The organism is Streptomyces sp. NPDC044063 (assembly GCF_056434285.1).
Map to the genome: position 1 here is coordinate 68234 of NZ_JBWKFM010000004.1, position 18444 is coordinate 86677.

Below are 18444 nucleotides of genomic sequence, written 5' to 3' on the forward strand. Positions count from 1 at the left end.
CGCGTACGGTCCGTCACAGGACCGCGAGCGGGGTGACGGGCGAGCCCGTGCCGCCCGGGACGTTCAGCGGGGCCACGACCAGCAGGAACGCGTAGCGGCCGGCCTCCGCGCAGGCGGCGGAGAGCCCCTCCAGGTCGAGGTTGTCCAGCAGCGGCACCCCCAGCGCGGCGACCACGAGGGTGTGCACCGGCGAATGCACCCCCTCGACCGGCGAGGGCCGCACGTCGCTGTCCCCGTCGCCGCCGAGCAGGACGATGCCGCGCCCGGCCAGCGGCGGCACGGCGTCCACGTGCAGCCCGGCGCAGGCCGCGTCGGCGTCCCAGGCCCCCAGCTCCCGGCGCCGCCGGAACCGCCCCACGCGCACCAGCAGCGCGTCGCCCTCGCCCACCGTCACGCCCAGGGACTCCTCCGCGGCGGCGAGGTCCGCCGCGTGTACGGCCTGCCCCGGCTCCAGCCAGGCGCTCCCCGCCACGACGGGCAGGTCGAGCAGGACCCCCCTGGTGACCAGGCCGCCGAGCCCCGCGACGTCCCCGGAGCGCGCCCCCCGGGCGTCGATCAGCTCCCGCGCGGCGCCGCCGCCGTACAGCCGCCCGCGGTACGCGACGTGGGCCGGTGCGTCCAGATGGGTGATGCTCTTGCCGTGGTAGTCGGCCCCGATGAAGTCCTTGAAGGTGGCCGGCTCGGGCGGCTCGGCGTCCCCGAGGGCCGACATGTAGTGGAGGGCCGGCCGGGCGTTGTCGGGCCCGGACGCGGTGTCCCACGGCCGGGCCAGCGGTACGACGGCCCCGCTCCGGACCAGCCCCGCCGCCCGCCGCACCTGCTCGCCGGTCACCCGCCCCCAGGCGGCGCGCCCGTCCGGCGCGCCCCGGGCCGCCGCCCGGACCGCGTCGAACAGTGAGTCGAACTCCCGCTGTGGCATCAGGCCGTTCATCCGCTCACCCGGGCCCTTCCGGACCCTGCCGGCCGGGGCGGACTCCGCCGGCGGGGACGTCGTGCGCTTCCGGGGCCAGTGTCGCGCTCCTCAGGCGGGCGGGCTCGCCGGGGACCGCCGGCCCGCCAAGCCCGCCAAGCCCGGCAAGGCGGGCAAGGCGGCCGAGCCCACGGACTCCCGGGCGGTGCCACCCTGGAAGGAGGGACCGACGGAGGTGGACCCGGATGGCACCGATCACGGTGGCGCTGGCGGGCGACACCATGCTGGGGCGCGGCGTGGCCGAGCGGCTGGCAAAGGCCCCCGAGGCCGCCACGCTGCTGTCGGACGAGCTCCGCGAGGTCGTCGCGGGGGCCGACCTGTTCGTCCTCAACCTCGAGTGCTGCGTCTCCGACCGCGGCGAGCCCTGGCCCGCGCCGGGCAAGCCGTTCTTCTTCCGCGCCCCGCCGGCCGCCGCCGACGTCCTCGTGGAGCTGGGCGTGGACTGCGTGACCCTCGCCAACAACCACGCCCTCGACTACGGCTACGACGCCCTCGCCGACACCCGGGTCCTGCTCGACCGGGCCGGGGTGCGGGCGGTGGGCGCGGGGGCCGACGAGGCGGCGGCGCGCGCGTACGCCGTGCTGGAGGCGGGTGGGACGCGCGTGGCGGTGATCGGCGTCACCGACCACCCGGAGGACTTCGCGGCGGGCCCCGGCCGGCCCGGGGTGGCCCTCGCCGACCTGCGGCACGGCGTCCCCGGCTGGCTCACGGACCTGGTGGGCCGCGCGGCCGCCGAGGCGGACGCCGTGCTGGTCACCCCCCACTGGGGGCCCAACATGACCACCCGGCCCCCGTCGTACGTCCGCGACGCGGTGCCCGTGCTGCTCCGGGCCGGGGCCACGCTCGTGGCCGGGCACTCCGCCCACGTCTTCCACGGTGTCGCCCACCGCGTCATCCACGACATGGGCGACTTCGTCGACGACTACGCGACCGACGACCGGCTCCGCAACGACCTCGGCCTGCTCTTCCTGGTGACCCTGGGCGGCGGGACGCCGACGCGGCTGGAGGCGGTGCCGCTGTTCCTGGACTTCTGCCGGACCGCTGTCGCGTACGGCGGAGCCCGCGAATGGATCCACGACCGCTTCTCCCGCGCCTGCGCGGCCTTCGGCACCGCCGTGACCGTCGAGGGGAGCCGCCTGGTCGTCGACTGGACCCACGACACCGAGCGAGGAGGTCGCCCCGGCGCACCTGTGTGATCACGATCGTGTGACCCGAAGATCACGAAGCGGTGACCCGCGGTCGCCCGTACGGCTCCCGGGCGTGACCCCCGTCACGCCCCGGCCCCGGTGGCCCCGCCGATGGGCCGGTGCGGGCCCGGGGGACCGGGAGGCGCGGGTCCGCGCGCGTGTACTTTTTCCTGTACAGCCGCGCTGAGGAGATCCGTGCGGCATGTACTCGTCACCAGGCTGTACGTCCGCCGTGCCGCCGCCCCGGTCCCGCCGTACCGATACGAAGGACGCCCCACCGATGCCCTACGTGCGCCATTGGCTGCGCAACTCCATCCTGCTGTTCGCGATGGCGATCATCCTCGGGATGACCGCCGCGCACACCAGGCTGATCCAGCCGCACGACCTTGACCTGGACCGGACGATCCAGATCAACACCCGGACCGGGTGGCTGAACCACACCATGGAGATCGTCAGCTACTGCGCCTCGCCGGTCGCCGGCGTGCTGATCCTGGCGGTCTGGTGCGGCTACCTGCTCTTCGTGCGGCGCCGGCCCATCGCCGCGAGCGCCACGTTCCTGGTGGTGGCCATCGGCTGGAACAGCACCCAGCTGGCGAAGGCCATCGTGGCCCGGCCCCGGCCGCCCCGGGAGTTCATGCTGGACCCGGAGATCGGCTCCAACAGCTTCCCCAGCGGCCACGTGGCCTTCACCGTCGCCGCGATGGTCGGCGTCTACTTCCTCCTCCGCGAGACCCGGCACCGGCGCACGGTCGTGCTCCTGGGCGTCTTCGCCGTCCTGCTGGTGGCCTTCTCCCGGATGTACGTCGGCGCCCACTACCCGACCGACACCTTCGGCTCGGTCCTGATCGCCGGCTCGGCCATCCTCTTCGTGACCGGCGTGTGGCACGCCTGGCTGCTGCCGAACCTGGACCGCCTGCCGCTGATCGGCACCTTCCTCCTGCGCTTCGGCCTGGAGGAGGAGCGCGCCGAGCTCGCGGCCGCGCAGGGCCACGGCTACGGGGCCGTCGCGGGTCCGGGCCGCGGCGGCCGGCACCGCCGGCACGCCGGGCGCTGACCCCGGGCCTTCCCCCCTCCCCCGCATGGCGGACTCCCCGAGGAGTCCGCCATGCGGCGTTTTCCGGCCCTTCCCGCCCGCCCGGAAGCCGTGCCGCCCGAAAGCCGCCCCGCCCGAAAGCCGTGCCGCCCGAAAGGCCGCGCCGCCCTTCCGGATGCCGGCGTCGCGTTCTACGGTGTCCGCCCGCAGTCCACGGCGGTCCGCTCCGGACCCGCCGGCGACCACCTGGAGGGGCCGTGGATCTCCAGTACACCCCGGGGCAGCAGCGGTTACGTGCCGAGCTGCGCGCGTACTTCGCGGAGCTGGTGCCCGACGACGCCTACGCGCGGCACACCGACGCCGCCGAGCGGAAGCGCTTCTACCGCCGGACGATCCGCCGACTGGGCGCGGACGGCCGGCTGGGCATGGGCTGGCCCGAGGAGTACGGGGGCGGCGGTATGACCCCGATGGAGCAGTTCGTCTTCTTCGACGAGGCGGCGCAGGCGGGCGTCCCGCTGCCGCTGATGGCGCTCAACACGGTGGGTCCGACGCTGATGCGCTTCGGTACCGAGGAGCAGAAGGCGTACTTCCTGCCCCGCGTCCTCTCCGGCGAGTGGGACTTCGCGATCGGCTACAGCGAGCCCGGCGCCGGCACCGACCTGGCCGCCCTCACCACCCGCGCGGTCCGCGAGGGCGACGAGGACACCGGGCACTACACCGTCAACGGGCAGAAGATCTGGACCACCAACGGCGACACCGCCGACTGGGTCTGGCTCGCCGTGCGCACGGATCCCGAGGCGCCGCGCCACAAGGGCATCAGCATCCTCCTCGTCCCCACGACCGATCCCGGCTACTCCTGCACCCTGATCAACACCCTCGCCTCCCACGACACCACCGCGAGCTACTACGAGAACATCCGGGTGCCCGCCACCCGCCGGGTGGGCCGGGAGAACGAGGGCTGGCGGCTCATCACCACCCAGCTCAACCACGAGCGCGTCACCCTCGCCGCGCACGGCGCCGCCGCGATCAGAGCCCTGGGCGACGTCCGCCGGTGGGCCGCCGCGACCGTGCTGCCCGACGGCCGCAGGGTGGCCGACCTCGGCTGGGTGCGCGGCCTCCTCGCACGCACCCACATCCGGCTCGACGCGATGAAGCTCCTCAACTGGCGCATGGTGGACGCCCTCCAGCGCGGCACGCTCACCCCGCAGGACGCCTCCGCCGTCAAGGTCTACGGGTCCGAGGCGCGCCGCGACGCCTACGCCTGGCTGATGGAGGTGCTGGGCGCGGCGGGCCCGCTCAAGGAGGGCTCGGCGGGCGCCGCCCTCCACGGCGAGCTGGAGCGCGGCTACCGCAGCGCGGTGATCTTCACCTTCGGCGGCGGCAACAACGAGATCCAGCGGGAGATCATCTCGTGGATCGGCCTGGGCATGCCCCGGGTGCGCCGCTGACCGGACCGCCCGGACTCAGCCCTTGCGGCGCGGCTTGCCGCGCCCCCGGGCACCCTTGGCGGCGGCCGATCCGCCGGAGCCGCCCCGGGCGCCGCGCCCGGCCGGCTTGCCGGCGGTCCGGCCGGCCGTGCGGCCCGTGCCCGCGGTCTTCCCGGCCGCGGGCTTGCGGCGCGCGTCGGGCTTCTTGTCCGCCTGCCTGCCGGAGGCCTCCTCGGCGGCGGGGCGGCGGCCGCGCGAGCTGTTGACCGTCCGGCCCCGGACGATCCCGATGAAGTCCTCCACCATGTCGGTGGTCGCGGCCTCGGGCCAGGACAGGGCGACGCGCGACTGCGGCACGTCCGTGAGCGGCCGGTACGTGAGGTCCTTGCGGTGGTGCAGCCGGGCGAGGGACTGCGGGACGACGAGCACGCCGACGTTGGCCGCGACCAGCTCGATCGCGTCCGCGGTGGTGGCGGGGCGCTCGAAGGCGGGCCGGCCCGGCGGGCGCTCCCAGTCGAGGGCGTCGTCGAGGGGGTGGAAGACGACCTCGTCCGCCAGATCCGCCGCGGACACCTCCTCGAACGCCGCCGCGAGGTGGTCCTTGGGGATGACCACGACGGTCGTCTCGGTATAGAGGGGGATCGCGCTGAGGTCCGTACGGTCGACGGGCAGCCGGACGAAGCCCGCGTCGGCACCGCCGCTCCGCAGCAGTCCCGGCGCCTCCGCGGTGGTCGTCTGGATCAGTTCCAGCGGGATGTCCGGCTGGCGCTCGTTCCAGATCCGCACCCATTTGGCGGGGGTCACGCCCGGGACGTACGCGAGGCGGAACGTGGGGTTTGCTTCCGAGCCTGTCACCCGGCCAGATTACCGGGCGTGGTCGGAACCGGTTCACACGCTCGATATCCTTGACACCATGACGTCGCACAAGAACGCCCAGACCATGAAGCCCGCGACCGCGGCGAAGAAGCTGGGTGTGTACCTCGAGGCCACCCCCGCAGAGTTCCGGGAGGGTGTCGTCTCGCGCGACGAGCTGACCGCGCTGCAGGCCGACCCGCCGCAGTGGCTGCGCGAGCTGCGCGCCAACGGCCCCCACCCGCGTCCCGTCGTCGCGGCGAAGCTGGGCGTCTCCATCTCGGGCCTCGCCCGCGGCGGGGTCACCGAGGCGCTCACCACGGAGCAGATCGACGCGCTGAAGCAGGAAGCCCCCGAGTGGCTGACCAAGGAGCGCGCCACCCAGGCCGAGGTGCGCAAGGAGACCGTGCGCGTCAAGGAGAAGCACAAGGCCGAGGACGCGCGCCGCGACGAGCAGCGCCGCGACCCGCGCTCCTGACCTCGGCGCGCGCCGCCCTGCCGCCCCCGTCGGCCTACAAGCCGCTTCGGCGGCCCGCCATACTTGAGGGGCCGGGGCGGGCACAGCGAGGCGACGGGGGCGGCGGCACGGCATGGCGGACACCAGGCTGATCCAGGGCCGGTACCAGCTCCTCGACCTGATCGGGCGGGGCGGTATGGGCGAGGTGTGGCGCGCCCGCGACGAGTCGCTGGGCCGGCACGTGGCCGTCAAGTGCCTCAAGCCCATGGGCCGCCAGCACGAGCAGTCGTATCTGCGGGTGCTGCGCGAGCGGTTCCGCCGCGAGGCGCGGGTCGCGGCCTCCCTCCAGCATCGCGGCGTCACCGTCGTGCACGACTTCGGCGAGTCGGACGGCGTGCTCTATCTGGTGATGGAGCTGCTGGAGGGGCGCAACCTCAGCCAGCTGATGGAGGACAACAGGCAGCACCCGCTGCCCGTGGCCGAGGTCATCGAGATCGCCGAGCAGGTCGCGGCCGCCCTGGCCCACACCCACCGGCAGGGCATCGTCCACCGCGACCTCAAGCCCGCCAACATCGTCCGTCTCACCGACGGCACGGTGAAGATATGCGACTTCGGCATCGCGCGCCTCGCCCACGACATCGGCTTCTCCGCCCGGCTGACCGGGACGGGCATCGCCATGGGCACCCCGCACTACATGTCGCCGGAGCAGATCGGCGGGGGCCACGTCGACCACCGCAGCGACCTGTACTCGCTGGGCTGCGTGCTGTACGAGATCGCCACCGGCGCCCCGCCGTTCGACATGGACGACGCCTGGGCGGTCCTCGTCGGCCACCGCGACACCCCGCCCCGGCCGCTGCGCCCGGTGCGCCCCGAGCTCCCCGAGCCGTTCGAGCGCGTCGTCCTCGACCTGCTCGCCAAGGACCCGGAGGACCGGCCCCCGGACGCCGCCGAGCTCGTCCGGCGCATCGCCGCGCTGCCCCCGCTGCGGGAGGGCGAGCCCCCGCGCCGCACCCCGCCCGAGGGCCGCCTGCCGCCCATGACCGGCCCCGCGCGGCCGACCGGACCGCCCAGGCTGCCCGGCTGGGCCCGCGACATGACCACCGGCTCCAAGGCGGCCGGCACCGGCCCCCCGCAGCCGCTCCCGGACCCCGCGGCCGGCCTCACCGGCACCTGGACCGAGTCCTGGGGCGCGGGCCCCGGCGGCACCGGCACCCGGCACTCCGCGCCGCGCACCGCCGGGGCCGAGCGCCCGCCCCCGCCCGAGCGCCTCGCCGAGCTGCTCGCCGGGCTGGCCGCCCGGCACAGCGAGGGCCTGCGGCTGGCCCGGCTGGACCGCTGGGCCGAGGCCGGCGAGGTGCAGCGGGCCGTGGTGGCCGAGCGCGAGCGGCTGCTGGGCCCCGACCACCCCGACACCCTCGCCAGCCGCTACGAGGTCGGCTTCGCCCTCAGCCGGCTGGGGCGGCCCGCGGACGCGCTGCGGGAGTTCGCCCGGACCGCGGCCGGCCGCGAGCGGGTGCTGGGCCCGGAGCACCCCGACACCCTCGCCGCGCGGCAGGAGACCGCGTACGTCCTCGGGCAGCTCGGCCGCCACTTCGAGGCCCACCAGGTCTACTCCGCCGTGCTCGCCGCCCGGGACCGCGTGATGGGCCCCGACCACCCCGAGACCCTGCGCTGCCGGCACAACCTGGCCTTCAACCTCAGCCGGCTCGGCCGCCCCGAGGAGTCGTACGCCATGGCGCGCGACGTGGCCGCCGCCCGCGCCCGGGTGCTGGGCCCCGAGCACCCCGACACCCTCGTCACCCGCTACGAGGTCGGCTACGCGCTGGGCCAGCTCGGCCGCTGGACCGAGGCGCTGCGCACCTACCGGGCGGTGGCGGCGGCCCGGGCACGGGTGCTCGGCCCGGACGAGGCCGACACCTTCGCCGCCCGCTACGAGGCCGGGATCTGCCTGGGCCGGCTCGGCCGCAGCGCCGAGGCGCTGGAGCTCTACCGCGACCTGGTCGCGGACCGCACGCGCGTCCAGGGCACCGCCCACCCGGACACCCTGCGCGCCCGGCACGGACTGGGCGTCAACCTCGGCCGGCTGGGCCGCTGGGAGGAGGCGCTGGCCGAGGCGCGCGACGTCTGCGCGATCCGCGCCCGGGTGCTGGGGGCCGACCACCCGGACACGCTCGTCAGCCGCCGCGAGGTGGCCGTGGGGCTGGGCTGGCTGGGCCGCTGGACCGACGCGCTGGCCGTCTACCGGGACGTGGCCCAGGCCCGCCAGCGGGTGCTGGGCGCCGACCACCCCGACGCGCTCGCCAGCCGGCACGACGAGGCCCACTGCCTGGAGCAGCTCGGCCGCGGCGCGGAGGCGGTGGAGCTCTACCGGCAGGTCGCGGCGGTGCGCCGGACCCGGGCGACGCGCGCCCACCGGACCCCGCCCCAGCTGTAGCTGACGGTAAGTCAGAAAAATGCTGCCGCCGGGTTCCGTCGTCCGGCCCCCTGCGGCATCCTGCCGCCCATGCGGACCGAGCTGAGCGACCGGCTGGGCATCGAACACGCCCTCTTCGGCTTCACCCCGTTCCCCGCCGTCGCCGCGGCCATCAGCCGGGCCGGCGGGCTCGGCGTCCTGGGCGCGGTGCGCTACACCGACCCCGCCGAGCTCGCCCGCGACCTCGGCCTGCTGCACGAGCTGGCCCGCGGCAGACCCTACGGGCTCGACGTCGTGATGCCCGCGACCCGGGCCGCGGGGGTCACCGAGGCCGACGTCGAGGCCATGATCCCGGCCGGGCACCGGGACTTCGTCCGCGCCACCCTCGCCGCACACGGCGTACCCGAGCTGCCCGAGGGGGAACGCTCCGGCTGGCGGGTCACCGGCTGGCTCGACGAGGTCGCCCGCGCCCAGCTCGACGTCGCCTTCGATCACCCCCTCGCCCTCCTCGCCAACGCCCTCGGCCCACCGCCCCCGGACGTCGTCCGCCGCGCCCACGACCACGGCGTCCTCGTCGCCGCGCTCGCCGGCAGCGCCCGGCACGCCGTCCGCCACGCCGAGGCCGGCGTCGACATCGTCGTCGCCCAGGGCTACGAGGCCGGCGGCCACACCGGCGAGATCGCCACCATGGTCCTCACCCCGGAGGTCGTCCGGGCCGTCGCCCCGCTGCCCGTCCTCGCCGCCGGGGGCATCGGCAGCGGCGAGCAGATCGCCGCCGGGCTCGCCCTCGGCGCCCAGGGCGTCTGGCTCGGCTCCCTCTGGCTCACCACCGCGGAGGCCGCCCTGCCCTCCGCCGCCCTCACCGCCAAACTGCTGGCCGCCGGCTCCGGCGACACCGTGCGATCCCGCGCCCTGACCGGCAAGCCCGCCCGCCAGCTGCGCACCGCCTGGACCGACGCCTGGGACGACCCGGCAGGCCCCGGCCCGCTGCCCATGCCGCTCCAGGGCCTCCTGGTCGCCGAGGCCCTGACCCGCATCCAGAGACACGAGGCGCTACCGCTGCTGGGCACGCCGGTCGGTCAGATCGTCGGCCGGATGGAGACCGTACGAGGGGTGCGGGAGGTGGTCGACGACCTCACCCGGGGCTTCGAACGCGCCGTCGAGCGCCTGGGCCGGCTGGCCGTCCGGCCGGGCCGCCCGCACCGGGAGGAGGAACCCTCATGACGGAAAAGATCACCGGCTTCTGGGCCCGCGCCACCGCCGACCCGGACCGCACGATCCTGATCACCCCCGACGGCGAGGCCTGGTCGGCCGGCCGTCTCCACGCCGCCGCCAACCGCCTCGTCCACGGGCTGCGCGCCGCCGGACTGCGGCCCGGCGACGCCGTCGCGACCGTGCTGCCCAACGGCGCCGAGTTCCTCACCGCCCACCTCGCCGCCACCCAGGCCGGCTTCTACCTGGTGCCGGTCAACCACCACCTCCTCGCGCCGGAGATCTCCTGGATCCTCGCCGACTCCGGCGCCGCGGTCCTCCTCGCCCACGAGCGCTGGGCGGCGGCCGCGACCGCCGCCGCCGACGAGGCCGGGCTGCCCGTCGGCGGGCGCTACGCCGTCGGGGAGATACCCGGCTTCCGGCCGTACCAGGAGCTCCTCGACGGGATGCCCGCCACCCCGCCCGCCGGCCGCACCCTCGGCTGGGTCATGAACTACACCTCCGGCACCACCGGCCGCCCGCGCGGCGTCCGCCGGCCCCTGCCGGGCCGGCCGCCGGAGGAGAGCCACCTCGGCGGCTTCCTCGGCTTCTTCGGCATCGGGCCGTCCGACGACGACGTCCACCTCGTCTGCTCGCCGCTCTACCACACCGCCGTCCTGCAGTTCGCGGCCGCGTCCCTCCACATCGGCCACCGGCTGGTGGTGATGGACACCTGGACCCCCGAGGAGATGCTGCGCCTCGTCGACACCCACCGGTGCACCCACACCCACATGGTCCCCACCCAGTTCCGGCGCCTGCTGGCGCTGCCGTCCGAGGTCCGGGCCGCGTACGACGTCTCCTCCCTGCGGCACGCCGTCCACGGCGCCGCCCCCTGTCCCGACCACGTCAAACGCGCCATGATCCGCTGGTGGGGCGGCTGCGTGGAGGAGTACTACGCGGCCAGCGAGGGCGGCGGCGCCTTCGCCACCGCCGAGGACTGGCTGCGCAAGCCCGGCACGGTCGGGAAGGCCTGGCCGATCAGCGAGCTCGCCGTCCTGGACGACGACGGCAAGCCCGTGCCGCCCGGCGAGGAGGGCACCGTCTACCTGCGGATGAGCACCGGCGGCTTCGCGTACCACAAGGACGCGGACAAGACCCGGCGCGGCCGCGTGGGCGACTTCTTCACGGTCGGGGACCTCGGCCACCTCGACGAGGACGGCTACCTCTTCCTCCACGACCGCAAGATCGACCTGATCATCTCCGGCGGCGTGAACATCTACCCCGCCGAGATCGAGTCCGTGCTGCTGCGCCACCCCGCCGTGGCCGACGCCGCCGTCTTCGGCGTCCCGCACGACGACTGGGGCGAGGAGGTCAAGGCCGTGGTCGAGCCCGCCCCGGGCCACCGGCCCGACGCCGCCCTCGCCGCCGAACTGCTGGACCACTGCGCCCGCCGGCTGGCCGGTTACAAGCGGCCCCGGTCCGTCGACTTCACCGACGCGCTGCCGCGCGACCCCAACGGCAAGCTCTACAAGCGCCGGCTGCGCGAACCGTACTGGCGTGGCCGGGAACGCGCCGTGTGACGTGTTCCCGACCCGTGCGGACCCCGCCCCTCCGGGGCGATTCCCGGCCGATGCCGCCACCGCCCTCCCCACCGCGCGCGGCTCTCGCTAGACAGGTCGGCGGCCGGTACCCGGCCGTTCGGACGCCGACAGCGAGGAGACCATGATGAACGGTTTCGTCAGCACGACCGGCAAGGCACTGCTGGCCCTGTCCGCCGCGGCCGTGCTCGGCCTCACGGGCACGGCGCCGGCCCAGGCCCAGGCGCCGGCGCGGGAACGGGCCGCGACGGACGCCGGCACCGCCACCAGAGCCGGCGGCACCGGCACGGCCGCCGACGCGCTCCGGGCCGAGGCCGCCCGGGTCGGGAGCGCCGCGGCCGCCCGCATCGTCTGCTACCGGGTCCACGTCGCCGACCTCGGCTGGCTGCCGGCCGTCTGCGACGGGGCGGTGGCGGGGACGACCGGCCAGTCCCGGCGCATGGAGGCCATCGAGGTCGCCGTCGGCGAGGTGGGCGGGGTGTGTCTGAACGCCCACCTCCAGAACATCGGCTGGCAGGGCACGCGCTGCGGCGGCGACTACACCAACGTCGTCGTGGGCACGACGGGTCAGTCCCGGCGCCTGGAGGCCCTGGCGATCTCCGTGGCCTCCGGTTCCGTGTGGGCGCGGGCGCACGTCCAGAACATCGGCTGGCAGAACGCCGTGCGCGGCAACCCCGTCACGGTCGGCACCACCGGTCAGTCGCTCCGCATGGAGGCGATCCAGATAGGCGTCTGATCCCCCGGCGGGGACCGGACGCCCCGGTGCGAGGGTCGGCGGGCGCTCAGCGCTCGCCGACCCGGACCACCTTCAGCTGGGGCGAGGCGAGGATGTCCCGCTCACAGAATCGTTCCTTCACCATCCGGCCCGCCGAGAACAGCTCGGTCTGGTCGCGGTGGTGGGGCGATGTCGGGTCGGACGACTGGCTGTACGTCAGGAGCGTGCGGGCCACCGGGCAGCCGCTCCCGTCGAAGCCGACGGCCTGGATGTAGCTGGAGCCGTGGGCCACCTCGGTGTACGCGCCGGCCGTGGCGTCCCAGCGGGCCTCGATCATGTTCCAGACGCCCAGGGCGTGGGCGCCCCCGGAGACCGGGACGCGCTTGCCGTTCCGGACGACGTACTGGTGCTCGCCCAGCGGGGCGTCCAGCGCGACGCCCGCCGCCCGCAGCTCCGCGACCGTGTCGGCCAGCGCGCGGGGGAACGCCTCCGCCGAGGTGTCGAGCGTGCGCGGGGTCGTCACGGGCGAGGCGGCCGAGAAGGGCACCCGCCACAGCTTGTCCTCCGGCACCGCCCGCACGAGCCTGCGCCAGAACCGGTCGAAGAGCAGCGCCCCCTTGCTGTTCGCGGCCGTCGTCCGGTCCCAGCGGGCCAGTACGCCGCACGCCGCCGACACGTCGACGGCCTTGCCGTCGGCGCCGGTGGCCCGGCCGCCGGGCAGCGCCGCGCAGGTCTTCGCCGCGTCGGCGGCGGCCAGGTCACCGGCGGGCGCCCGGTTCGCGAACTGCTGCCGCTCCAGGTCGGAGACGGTCAGCCGGCCGCGCCGGGCCATCGCCGAGACGTCCTGGAGCGCGCCGCGGGTGCGCAGCGAGCGGGAGGCCGCGGTGTCGCCGAAGATCCGCGGGTAGCCGGTCAGCGGCCGGTCCGCGTTGGCCAGCCAGGCGCTGTCGTTGGAGTTCTCGGCGTACGGGGCGTCGACGAGGGACGGCATCGCGGAGGGGCCGAAGATGCCGGACTGTACGGCGTCCGCGTCCCGGCCGAGCGCGCAGTCGCCGCGCGAGCCGTCCAGCACGGCCAGGCCGGCGGCCGGGAAGGTCTGCCGGCCGAGCGGCGTCGAGCAGCGCCGCGCCAGCTCGTCGGTGACGCGGGGCAGCACCTGCGCCTGGGTGTAGAGGCTGTGCCCGGCGGAGTCGGCGGCGATGGTGTTCACCCACGGCAGGCCCTGGGTGCGCCGCAGTCCGTCCCGGATGTCGCGCACGCTGCGGGATCGGCTCAGGGCGAGCGAGGAGTCCATGAACCGCAGGCTCCGCGCGTTGGGGTCGTTCAGCGCGTACGCGACGCCGTCCGCGGCGGGCAGCGGCATCTCGTCGATGGAGGTGACCACCGGGCCGAAGCGGGTCCACCACTGGGTGCGGGTGACGTCGGTGAGGCGGCCGTCCGCGCCGCGGACGGGCACGGTGACGGTGCGTTCGGTCATGCGCTCGGTGCGGCCGTCGACGACGTAGGCGTGCGGGTCGCCGGGGGCGGTCCGCAGCTGCCAGACGTTGGCCGGTACGCCCGTGGCGACCGTGTGGCTCCAGGCGACGCCCGCGGTGTGGCCGATCTGGACGATGGGCATGCCGAGCAGCGAGCCGCCGGCGACGTCGAGCTCGCCGGGGATGGTCTGCTGCGACTGCCAGAAGCGGCGGCCGCCCTGCCAGGGGTAGTGGGGGTTGCCGAGCAGCAGCCCGCGTCCGTCGGCCGTGGTGGAGCCGGCGAAGGCGACGGCGTTGGAGCCCATGTCGGCGTCCTGCCGGTCGAAGACGGCGCGGGCCGCCGCGGCCGGGTCGGCGGCGCGGGCGGCGGCCGGCTTCCCGGGCGACGCCGGGCCGGAGAGGCCGTCGGGGGTCAGGCCCTGGCCGCCCAGGACGGTGACGGCGTAGCCGCGGCGGGCCACGTCCACGGGTGTGACGGGGGTGACCCAGGAGGCGTTGCGGCAGGCGGGGTCGGTGATCCTGTTCTGCTTCAGCCAGGCGTTGTAGCCGGCCGCCCAGCCGCGCATCAGCTCCTTGGCCTGGCGGCTGGGCCCGTCCGGGGCCGGGCGGGCGAGGAGGCCCTCCACGGTGCCGGCGTCCCGCAGTCCGCGGAAGTACAGGTCGCTGGAGAGGTTGGTGGACGCGGACGAGAGGGCTCCGCCGGGTCTGCCGTCGGGCCCGAAGTGCCGTGAGCGCTCGCCGCGCAGGGTGACGAACCCGTCGGCCAGCTCGCAGACCTGGTCGCGGGCCTGGGCCCAGCCGGTGCCGAAGCCGAGGTTCGCGTAGTCCTTGCCGACGATGTGCGGGATGCCGTACTCGGTGTAGCGGATGACGGCGGAGAGGCCGCCTCCGGAGGCGGTGGCGGTCGTGCCGGGCGGGGCCTGGGGGGTCGCGCCGGCGGGCAGGGCGGTGACGCCGGTGAGCAGTGCGGCGGCGACGACCGTCAGTGCGCGTAAGCGGTGACGCGTGGGCAAGGTGACCTCCTGTGCGAAGGATGCGGTCATCGGTTCGATGGCAGGGACGCGGCCGGGGCGGCGGGGGTTCACCGGACGCCGGCACTCCGGTCGCGCGCGTCGACGACCCGCCGGAGCTTGCCGGCGGCCGAGCGTTCGAGGGTCCCCGGCTCGGTGATCTCGACGGTCACGCTCACCCCGACGCCGTCCTTGACCCGCCGCGCGACGTCGGCGGCCGCGGCCGTCCGCCGGTCCGGTGTCGCCCCCGGTCGCGCCTCGGCCCGCACCGTCAGCCGGTCCAGGCGTCCCTCGCGGGTCAGGCGCAGCTGGAAGTGGGGCGCGAGACCGGGGGTGCTCAGCACGATCTCCTCGATCTGGGACGGGAAGAGGTTCACCCCGCGCAGGATGATCATGTCGTCGCTGCGGCCCGTGATCCGCTCCATGCGGCGGACGACGCGGGCCGTGCCGGGCAGCAGCCGGGTGAGGTCACGGGTGCGGTAGCGCACCACCGGCATGGCCTCCTTGGTGAGCGAGGTGAACACCAGCTCGCCGGGGGAGCCGTCCGGGAGCACCTCGCCGGTGACCGGGTCGACGATCTCCGGGTAGAAGTGGTCCTCCCAGATGTGCGGCCCGTCCTTGGTCTCCACGCACTCCTGCGCGACCCCCGGGCCCATCACCTCCGACAGCCCGTAGATGTCGACCGCGTCGAGCGCGCAGCGCTCCTCGATCTCCCGGCGCATCCCCTCCGTCCACGGCTCGGCGCCGAACACGCCCACGCGCGGCGAGCTGGCGCGGGGGTCGAGGCCCTGCCGCTCGAACTCGTCGATCAGGGTGAGCATGTACGAGGGCGTGGCCATGATGATGTCGGGCCGCAGGTCGTGTATGAGCCGCACCTGCCGTTCGGTCATACCGCCGGAGGCCGGGATCACCGTGCAGCCCAGGCGCTCCGCGCCGTAGTGGACCCCCAGCCCGCCGGTGAACAGCCCGTACCCGTACGCCACGTGCACGGTGTCGCCGGGCCGCGCGCCCGCCGCCCGCAGCGAGCGGGCGACGAGCCCGGCCCAGACGTCGAGGTCCCGCTCGGTGTAGCCGACGACCGTGGGCGTGCCCGTGGTCCCGCTGGAGGCGTGGATCCGGCGGACCCGGGAGCGGTCGACGGCGAACATGCCGTACGGGTAGTGGGCGCGCAGGTCGTCCTTGGTGGTGAAGGGGAAGCGGGCGAGGTCGGCGAGCTCGCGGCAGTCCTCGGGACGCACGCCCGCGGCGTCGAAGGCGGCGCGGTGGAAGGGGACGTTGTCGTAGGCGTGGCGCAGGGTCTCCCGCAGGCGGGAGAGCTGGAGGGCGGCGAGTTCGTCGCGGGTGCGCGGCTCGTGGGCGTCCGTCACATGGGTGTCCGTCATGATGGATCTTTCCCCCGCGCGGCCCCGTCCCGTAACCCCGGCCGGCGGGGGGAGCCGGGCGCGGCCCTACGGCCGCCCGCCGCCCTCCGCCACCGCGCGGGCCCAGCGGTAGTCCGCCTTGCCGCTCGGGGAGCGCTCGATGCGCTCGGTCAGGACGACCGTGCGCGGCACCTTGTAGCCCGCGAGACGGGTGCGGCAGTGGGCCTGGAGCGCGGTCAGGGTCGGCGGTTCGGCGCCGGCGCGGGGCTGGACCACGGCGGCCACCCGGTGGCCCCAGCGGGGGTCGGGGACTCCGGTGACCACGGCGTCGTAGACGGCGGGGTGGGCCTTGAGGGCCTGCTCGACCTCCTCCGGGAACACCTTCTCGCCACCGGTGTTGATGCACTGCGAGCCCCGGCCGAGCACGGTGACCACGCCGTCCTCGCCGAGGACGGCCAGGTCGCCGAGGAGCACCCAGCGTTCACCGCGCGCGGTGAAGAAGGTCTCGGCGGTCCGCCGGGGGTCGTTGTGGTAGCCGAGCGGCACATGGCCGTGCTGGGCGAGGCGGCCGGTCCCGCCGGGGGCGACGGGGCGGCGGGTGAGCGGGTCGACCACGGTCGTACGGGCGTTGACGCGCAGCCGGAAGCCGGTGCCGGGGCCGGCGTCCGGCAGGGCCGTGCCGTTGAAGCCGGATTCCGAGGAGCCGAAGTTGTCGACCAGGCGCACCCCCGGCAGCAGCGCGGCGAACTGGGCCCGGACGGTGTCCGAGAGCACGGCCCCCGAGCTGCTGACGCCGCGCAGCGACGAGCAGTCGGTGCCGCGCAGGGGCCCGGCCAGCGTGTCGAGGAGCGGCCGCAGCATGGCGTCGCCGACCAGCGACAGCCCGGTGACCCGCTCGCGGGCGATCGTGCGCAGCACCTCCTCGGGCGCGTACCGGGTGTGGAGGACGACCTTCTGGCCGAGGTGGAGGGCGATGAGGGCGGTGAGGGTGGCGGTGCCGTGCATGAGGGGCGCGGCGGGGAAGAGGGCCTGCCCGGCCGGGCCGGCGGCCGCCCGCTCGGCGAGCTCCTCCGGCCGCCGGACGGGCTCGCCGGTGGGGGCCCCGCCGCCGAGACCCGAGAAGAAGAGGTCCTCCTGCCGCCACACCACGCCCTTGGGCATGCCGGTGGTGCCGCCGGTGTAGAGGATGAAGCGGTCGTCGCCCGAGCGCGGCCCCGCCGCGCGCACGGGCGGGCCGGCGGTCCCGGCCTCGGTGAACGGCACCGGGGCGACGCGCGGCCGCGCTGCCCCGGCGGGCGCGGTGCCCACCCGCACCAGGTGGCGCAGCCGGGGCGCCCGGGGCAGGACGGCCGCCACCCGGTCGGTGAAGGCGGCGTCGAAGACGAGGGCGGCCAGGTCGGCGTCGCGGTAGAGGTACGCCAGCTCGTCGGCCACGTAGCGGTAGTTGACGTTGACCGGCACGGCCCTGATCTTCAGGCAGGCCAGGAGCGTCTGGAGGTACGGGACGCCGTTGAAGAGGTGGAGCCCCACGTGGTCGCCCGGCCCGATCCCGCTGTCGAGGAGGTGCCGGGCGAGCCGGCCGGCCGCCGTGTCGAGCGCGGCGTACGTCAGCCGGCGCTCGGCGCCGTCGCCCGGGTGGTCGAGGTGGACGACCGCCTCCCGGCCGGGCACCGCGTCGGCGATGGACTCGAAGAGATCCGCGAGGTTGTAGTCCACGGCCGTCATTAGAGCGCCGCGGCGGGGGAGGGGGAAGCCCTCGGGACCCATGGATCTGACGCTGTGTCAGAAAAACTCTTGAACCCGCCCGCCGCCTCCTGCACGCTGTGTGCGGTCCCACGACGGGAGGCATCCCCATGGCGAGCACCGAAGCGAGCGAGGCAACGGGCGGAACCGGCGGCACCGCGCACCTCACCGTGGAACGGGTCGGCGCGACCCTCGTCCTCACCCTCGACCGGCCCGAGGCGCGCAACGCCCTGTCCCTGCCGATGCTGGCCGGGCTGTACGACGCCTGGCTGCTGGCCGACGCCGACGACGCGATCCGCTCGGTCGTCCTCACCGGCGCCGGCGGCGCCTTCTGCTCCGGCATGGACCTCAAGGCCCTGGCCGGCGGGGGACCGGCCGGAGGACCGGACGACGCGGTCCGGGCCCGCTTCCGGGCCGACCCCGACCTCCACTGGAAGGCCATGCTCCGCCACCACCGGCCGCGCAAGCCCGTCATCGCCGCCGTCGAGGGCCCCTGCGTCGCCGGCGGCACCGAGATCCTCCAGGGCACCGACTTCCGCGTCGCCGCCGAGAGCGCCACCTTCGGCCTCTTCGAGGTGCGCCGCGGCCTCTTCCCCCTCGGCGGCTCCACCGTCCGCCTGCCCCGCCAGATCCCGCGCGCCCACGCCCTGGAGATGCTGCTCACCGGCCGCTCCTACACCGCCGCCGAGGCCGCCCGCATCGGGCTCGTCGGACGGGTCGTCCCGGACGGCACCGCGCTGGCGGAGGCCCTGCGGACCGCCGAGCTCGTCAACGCCAACGCCCCGCTCGCCGTCGAGGCCGTCAAGGCCTCCGTGTACGAGGTCGCGGATCTGCCCGAGACCGAGGCCCTGGCCCTCGAACTGAAGCGCGGTCAGGCCGTCCTCGCCACCGCCGACGCCCGGGAGGGCGCCCGGGCCTTCGCCGAGAAGCGCCCGCCCGTCTACCGGCGCGCCTGAGCGGCGCCCGGCGGTCACGACCGCCGTCACCACCACCGTCAGGGTCACGGTCACGG

General features: G+C 75.6%; 14 protein-coding genes. 9 read left to right on the forward strand and 5 right to left on the reverse strand.

What is annotated here, in order from left to right; all coding sequences use genetic code 11:
* Window positions 1–13: 13 nt before the first annotated feature.
* Window positions 14–919, reverse strand: a complete 906-nt coding sequence (locus tag AC07BS_RS07125) for a cyclase family protein (RefSeq protein WP_478930739.1) — start codon at window positions 917–919, stop codon at window positions 14–16.
* 236 nt (window positions 920–1155) lie between these two features.
* On the opposite strand from AC07BS_RS07125, the gene AC07BS_RS07130 reads away from it, so the two are divergent.
* The 3 genes from AC07BS_RS07130 (at window position 1156) to AC07BS_RS07140 (ending at window position 4638) form a co-directional block, all read left to right on the forward strand.
* Window positions 1156–2166 (forward strand): CapA family protein, encoded by a 1011-nt coding sequence (locus AC07BS_RS07130; protein ID WP_478930741.1) that lies wholly within the window; start codon window positions 1156–1158, stop codon window positions 2164–2166.
* A gap of 193 nt (window positions 2167–2359) precedes the next feature.
* Complete coding sequence (locus AC07BS_RS07135) at window positions 2360–3211, forward strand: phosphatase PAP2 family protein (protein WP_478930743.1); 852 nt, start codon at window positions 2360–2362, stop codon at window positions 3209–3211.
* A 236-nt stretch (window positions 3212–3447) separates the two neighbouring features.
* Complete coding sequence (locus tag AC07BS_RS07140) at window positions 3448–4638, forward strand: acyl-CoA dehydrogenase family protein (protein ID WP_478647453.1); 1191 nt, start codon at window positions 3448–3450, stop codon at window positions 4636–4638.
* Between the two features lie 15 nt (window positions 4639–4653).
* On the opposite strand, the gene AC07BS_RS07145 is transcribed toward AC07BS_RS07140, so the two are convergent.
* Entirely contained in the window at window positions 4654–5472 is an 819-nt protein-coding gene (locus tag AC07BS_RS07145) for a LysR family transcriptional regulator substrate-binding protein (RefSeq protein WP_478647451.1), read from the reverse strand.
* A 58-nt stretch (window positions 5473–5530) separates the two neighbouring features.
* Here AC07BS_RS07145 and AC07BS_RS07150 point away from each other — a divergent pair, with 58 nt between their 5' ends.
* From AC07BS_RS07150 to AC07BS_RS07170, 5 genes are all read left to right on the forward strand, one after another.
* The gene (locus AC07BS_RS07150) at window positions 5531–5947 is read left to right on the forward strand and encodes a DUF5997 family protein (protein WP_478647449.1); all 417 of its coding nucleotides are present in this window, start codon (window positions 5531–5533) and stop codon (window positions 5945–5947) included.
* A 112-nt stretch (window positions 5948–6059) separates the two neighbouring features.
* On the forward strand, window positions 6060–8360 hold the full coding sequence (locus tag AC07BS_RS07155) for a serine/threonine-protein kinase (protein WP_478930746.1): 2301 nt from the start codon (window positions 6060–6062) through the stop codon (window positions 8358–8360).
* Between the two features lie 69 nt (window positions 8361–8429).
* Window positions 8430–9563: an NAD(P)H-dependent flavin oxidoreductase gene (locus tag AC07BS_RS07160; protein WP_478930748.1), complete on the forward strand. Its 1134-nt coding sequence runs from the start codon at window positions 8430–8432 to the stop codon at window positions 9561–9563.
* Window positions 9560–11110, forward strand: a complete 1551-nt coding sequence (locus AC07BS_RS07165) for an acyl-CoA synthetase (RefSeq protein WP_478647443.1) — start codon at window positions 9560–9562, stop codon at window positions 11108–11110. The genes AC07BS_RS07160 and AC07BS_RS07165 overlap by 4 nt, the downstream gene beginning before the upstream one ends.
* Before the next feature lie 145 nt (window positions 11111–11255).
* Window positions 11256–11864 (forward strand): polysaccharide deacetylase, encoded by a 609-nt coding sequence (locus AC07BS_RS07170; RefSeq protein ID WP_478647441.1) that lies wholly within the window; start codon window positions 11256–11258, stop codon window positions 11862–11864.
* 46 nt (window positions 11865–11910) lie between these two features.
* On the opposite strand, the gene AC07BS_RS07175 is transcribed toward AC07BS_RS07170, so the two are convergent.
* From AC07BS_RS07175 to AC07BS_RS07185, 3 genes are all read right to left on the reverse strand, one after another.
* A complete protein-coding gene (locus AC07BS_RS07175; RefSeq protein ID WP_478930750.1) occupies window positions 11911–14361 on the reverse strand; it encodes a penicillin acylase family protein in 2451 nt (816 codons plus the stop codon).
* A gap of 38 nt (window positions 14362–14399) precedes the next feature.
* Complete coding sequence (paaK, locus tag AC07BS_RS07180; RefSeq protein ID WP_478930751.1) at window positions 14400–15710, reverse strand: phenylacetate--CoA ligase PaaK; 1311 nt, start codon at window positions 15708–15710, stop codon at window positions 14400–14402.
* 66 nt (window positions 15711–15776) lie between these two features.
* On the reverse strand, window positions 15777–17405 hold the full coding sequence (locus tag AC07BS_RS07185) for an acyl-CoA synthetase (RefSeq protein ID WP_478647435.1): 1629 nt from the start codon (window positions 17403–17405) through the stop codon (window positions 15777–15779).
* A gap of 137 nt (window positions 17406–17542) precedes the next feature.
* On the opposite strand from AC07BS_RS07185, the gene AC07BS_RS07190 reads away from it, so the two are divergent.
* Window positions 17543–18388, forward strand: a complete 846-nt coding sequence (locus tag AC07BS_RS07190) for a crotonase/enoyl-CoA hydratase family protein (RefSeq protein ID WP_478930753.1) — start codon at window positions 17543–17545, stop codon at window positions 18386–18388.
* Window positions 18389–18444: the final 56 nt, after the last annotated feature.

What these genes read in the sequence shown, in the direction of transcription:
- paaK (WP_478930751.1), bottom strand. Translation starts at nt 15,710, where the DNA reads ATGACGGACACCCATGTGACGGACGCCCACGAGCCGCGCACCCGCGAC.
- AC07BS_RS07135 (WP_478930743.1), top strand. Translation starts at nt 2,360, where the DNA reads ATGTACTCGTCACCAGGCTGTACGTCCGCCGTGCCGCCGCCCCGGTCC.
- AC07BS_RS07190 (WP_478930753.1), top strand. Translation starts at nt 17,543, where the DNA reads ATGGCGAGCACCGAAGCGAGCGAGGCAACGGGCGGAACCGGCGGCACC.
- AC07BS_RS07175 (WP_478930750.1), bottom strand. Translation starts at nt 14,361, where the DNA reads ATGACCGCATCCTTCGCACAGGAGGTCACCTTGCCCACGCGTCACCGC.
- AC07BS_RS07125 (WP_478930739.1), bottom strand. Translation starts at nt 919, where the DNA reads ATGCCACAGCGGGAGTTCGACTCACTGTTCGACGCGGTCCGGGCGGCG.
- AC07BS_RS07150 (WP_478647449.1), top strand. Translation starts at nt 5,531, where the DNA reads ATGACGTCGCACAAGAACGCCCAGACCATGAAGCCCGCGACCGCGGCG.
- AC07BS_RS07165 (WP_478647443.1), top strand. Translation starts at nt 9,560, where the DNA reads ATGACGGAAAAGATCACCGGCTTCTGGGCCCGCGCCACCGCCGACCCG.
- AC07BS_RS07155 (WP_478930746.1), top strand. Translation starts at nt 6,060, where the DNA reads ATGGCGGACACCAGGCTGATCCAGGGCCGGTACCAGCTCCTCGACCTG.
- AC07BS_RS07160 (WP_478930748.1), top strand. Translation starts at nt 8,430, where the DNA reads ATGCGGACCGAGCTGAGCGACCGGCTGGGCATCGAACACGCCCTCTTC.
- AC07BS_RS07170 (WP_478647441.1), top strand. Translation starts at nt 11,256, where the DNA reads ATGAACGGTTTCGTCAGCACGACCGGCAAGGCACTGCTGGCCCTGTCC.
- AC07BS_RS07130 (WP_478930741.1), top strand. Translation starts at nt 1,156, where the DNA reads ATGGCACCGATCACGGTGGCGCTGGCGGGCGACACCATGCTGGGGCGC.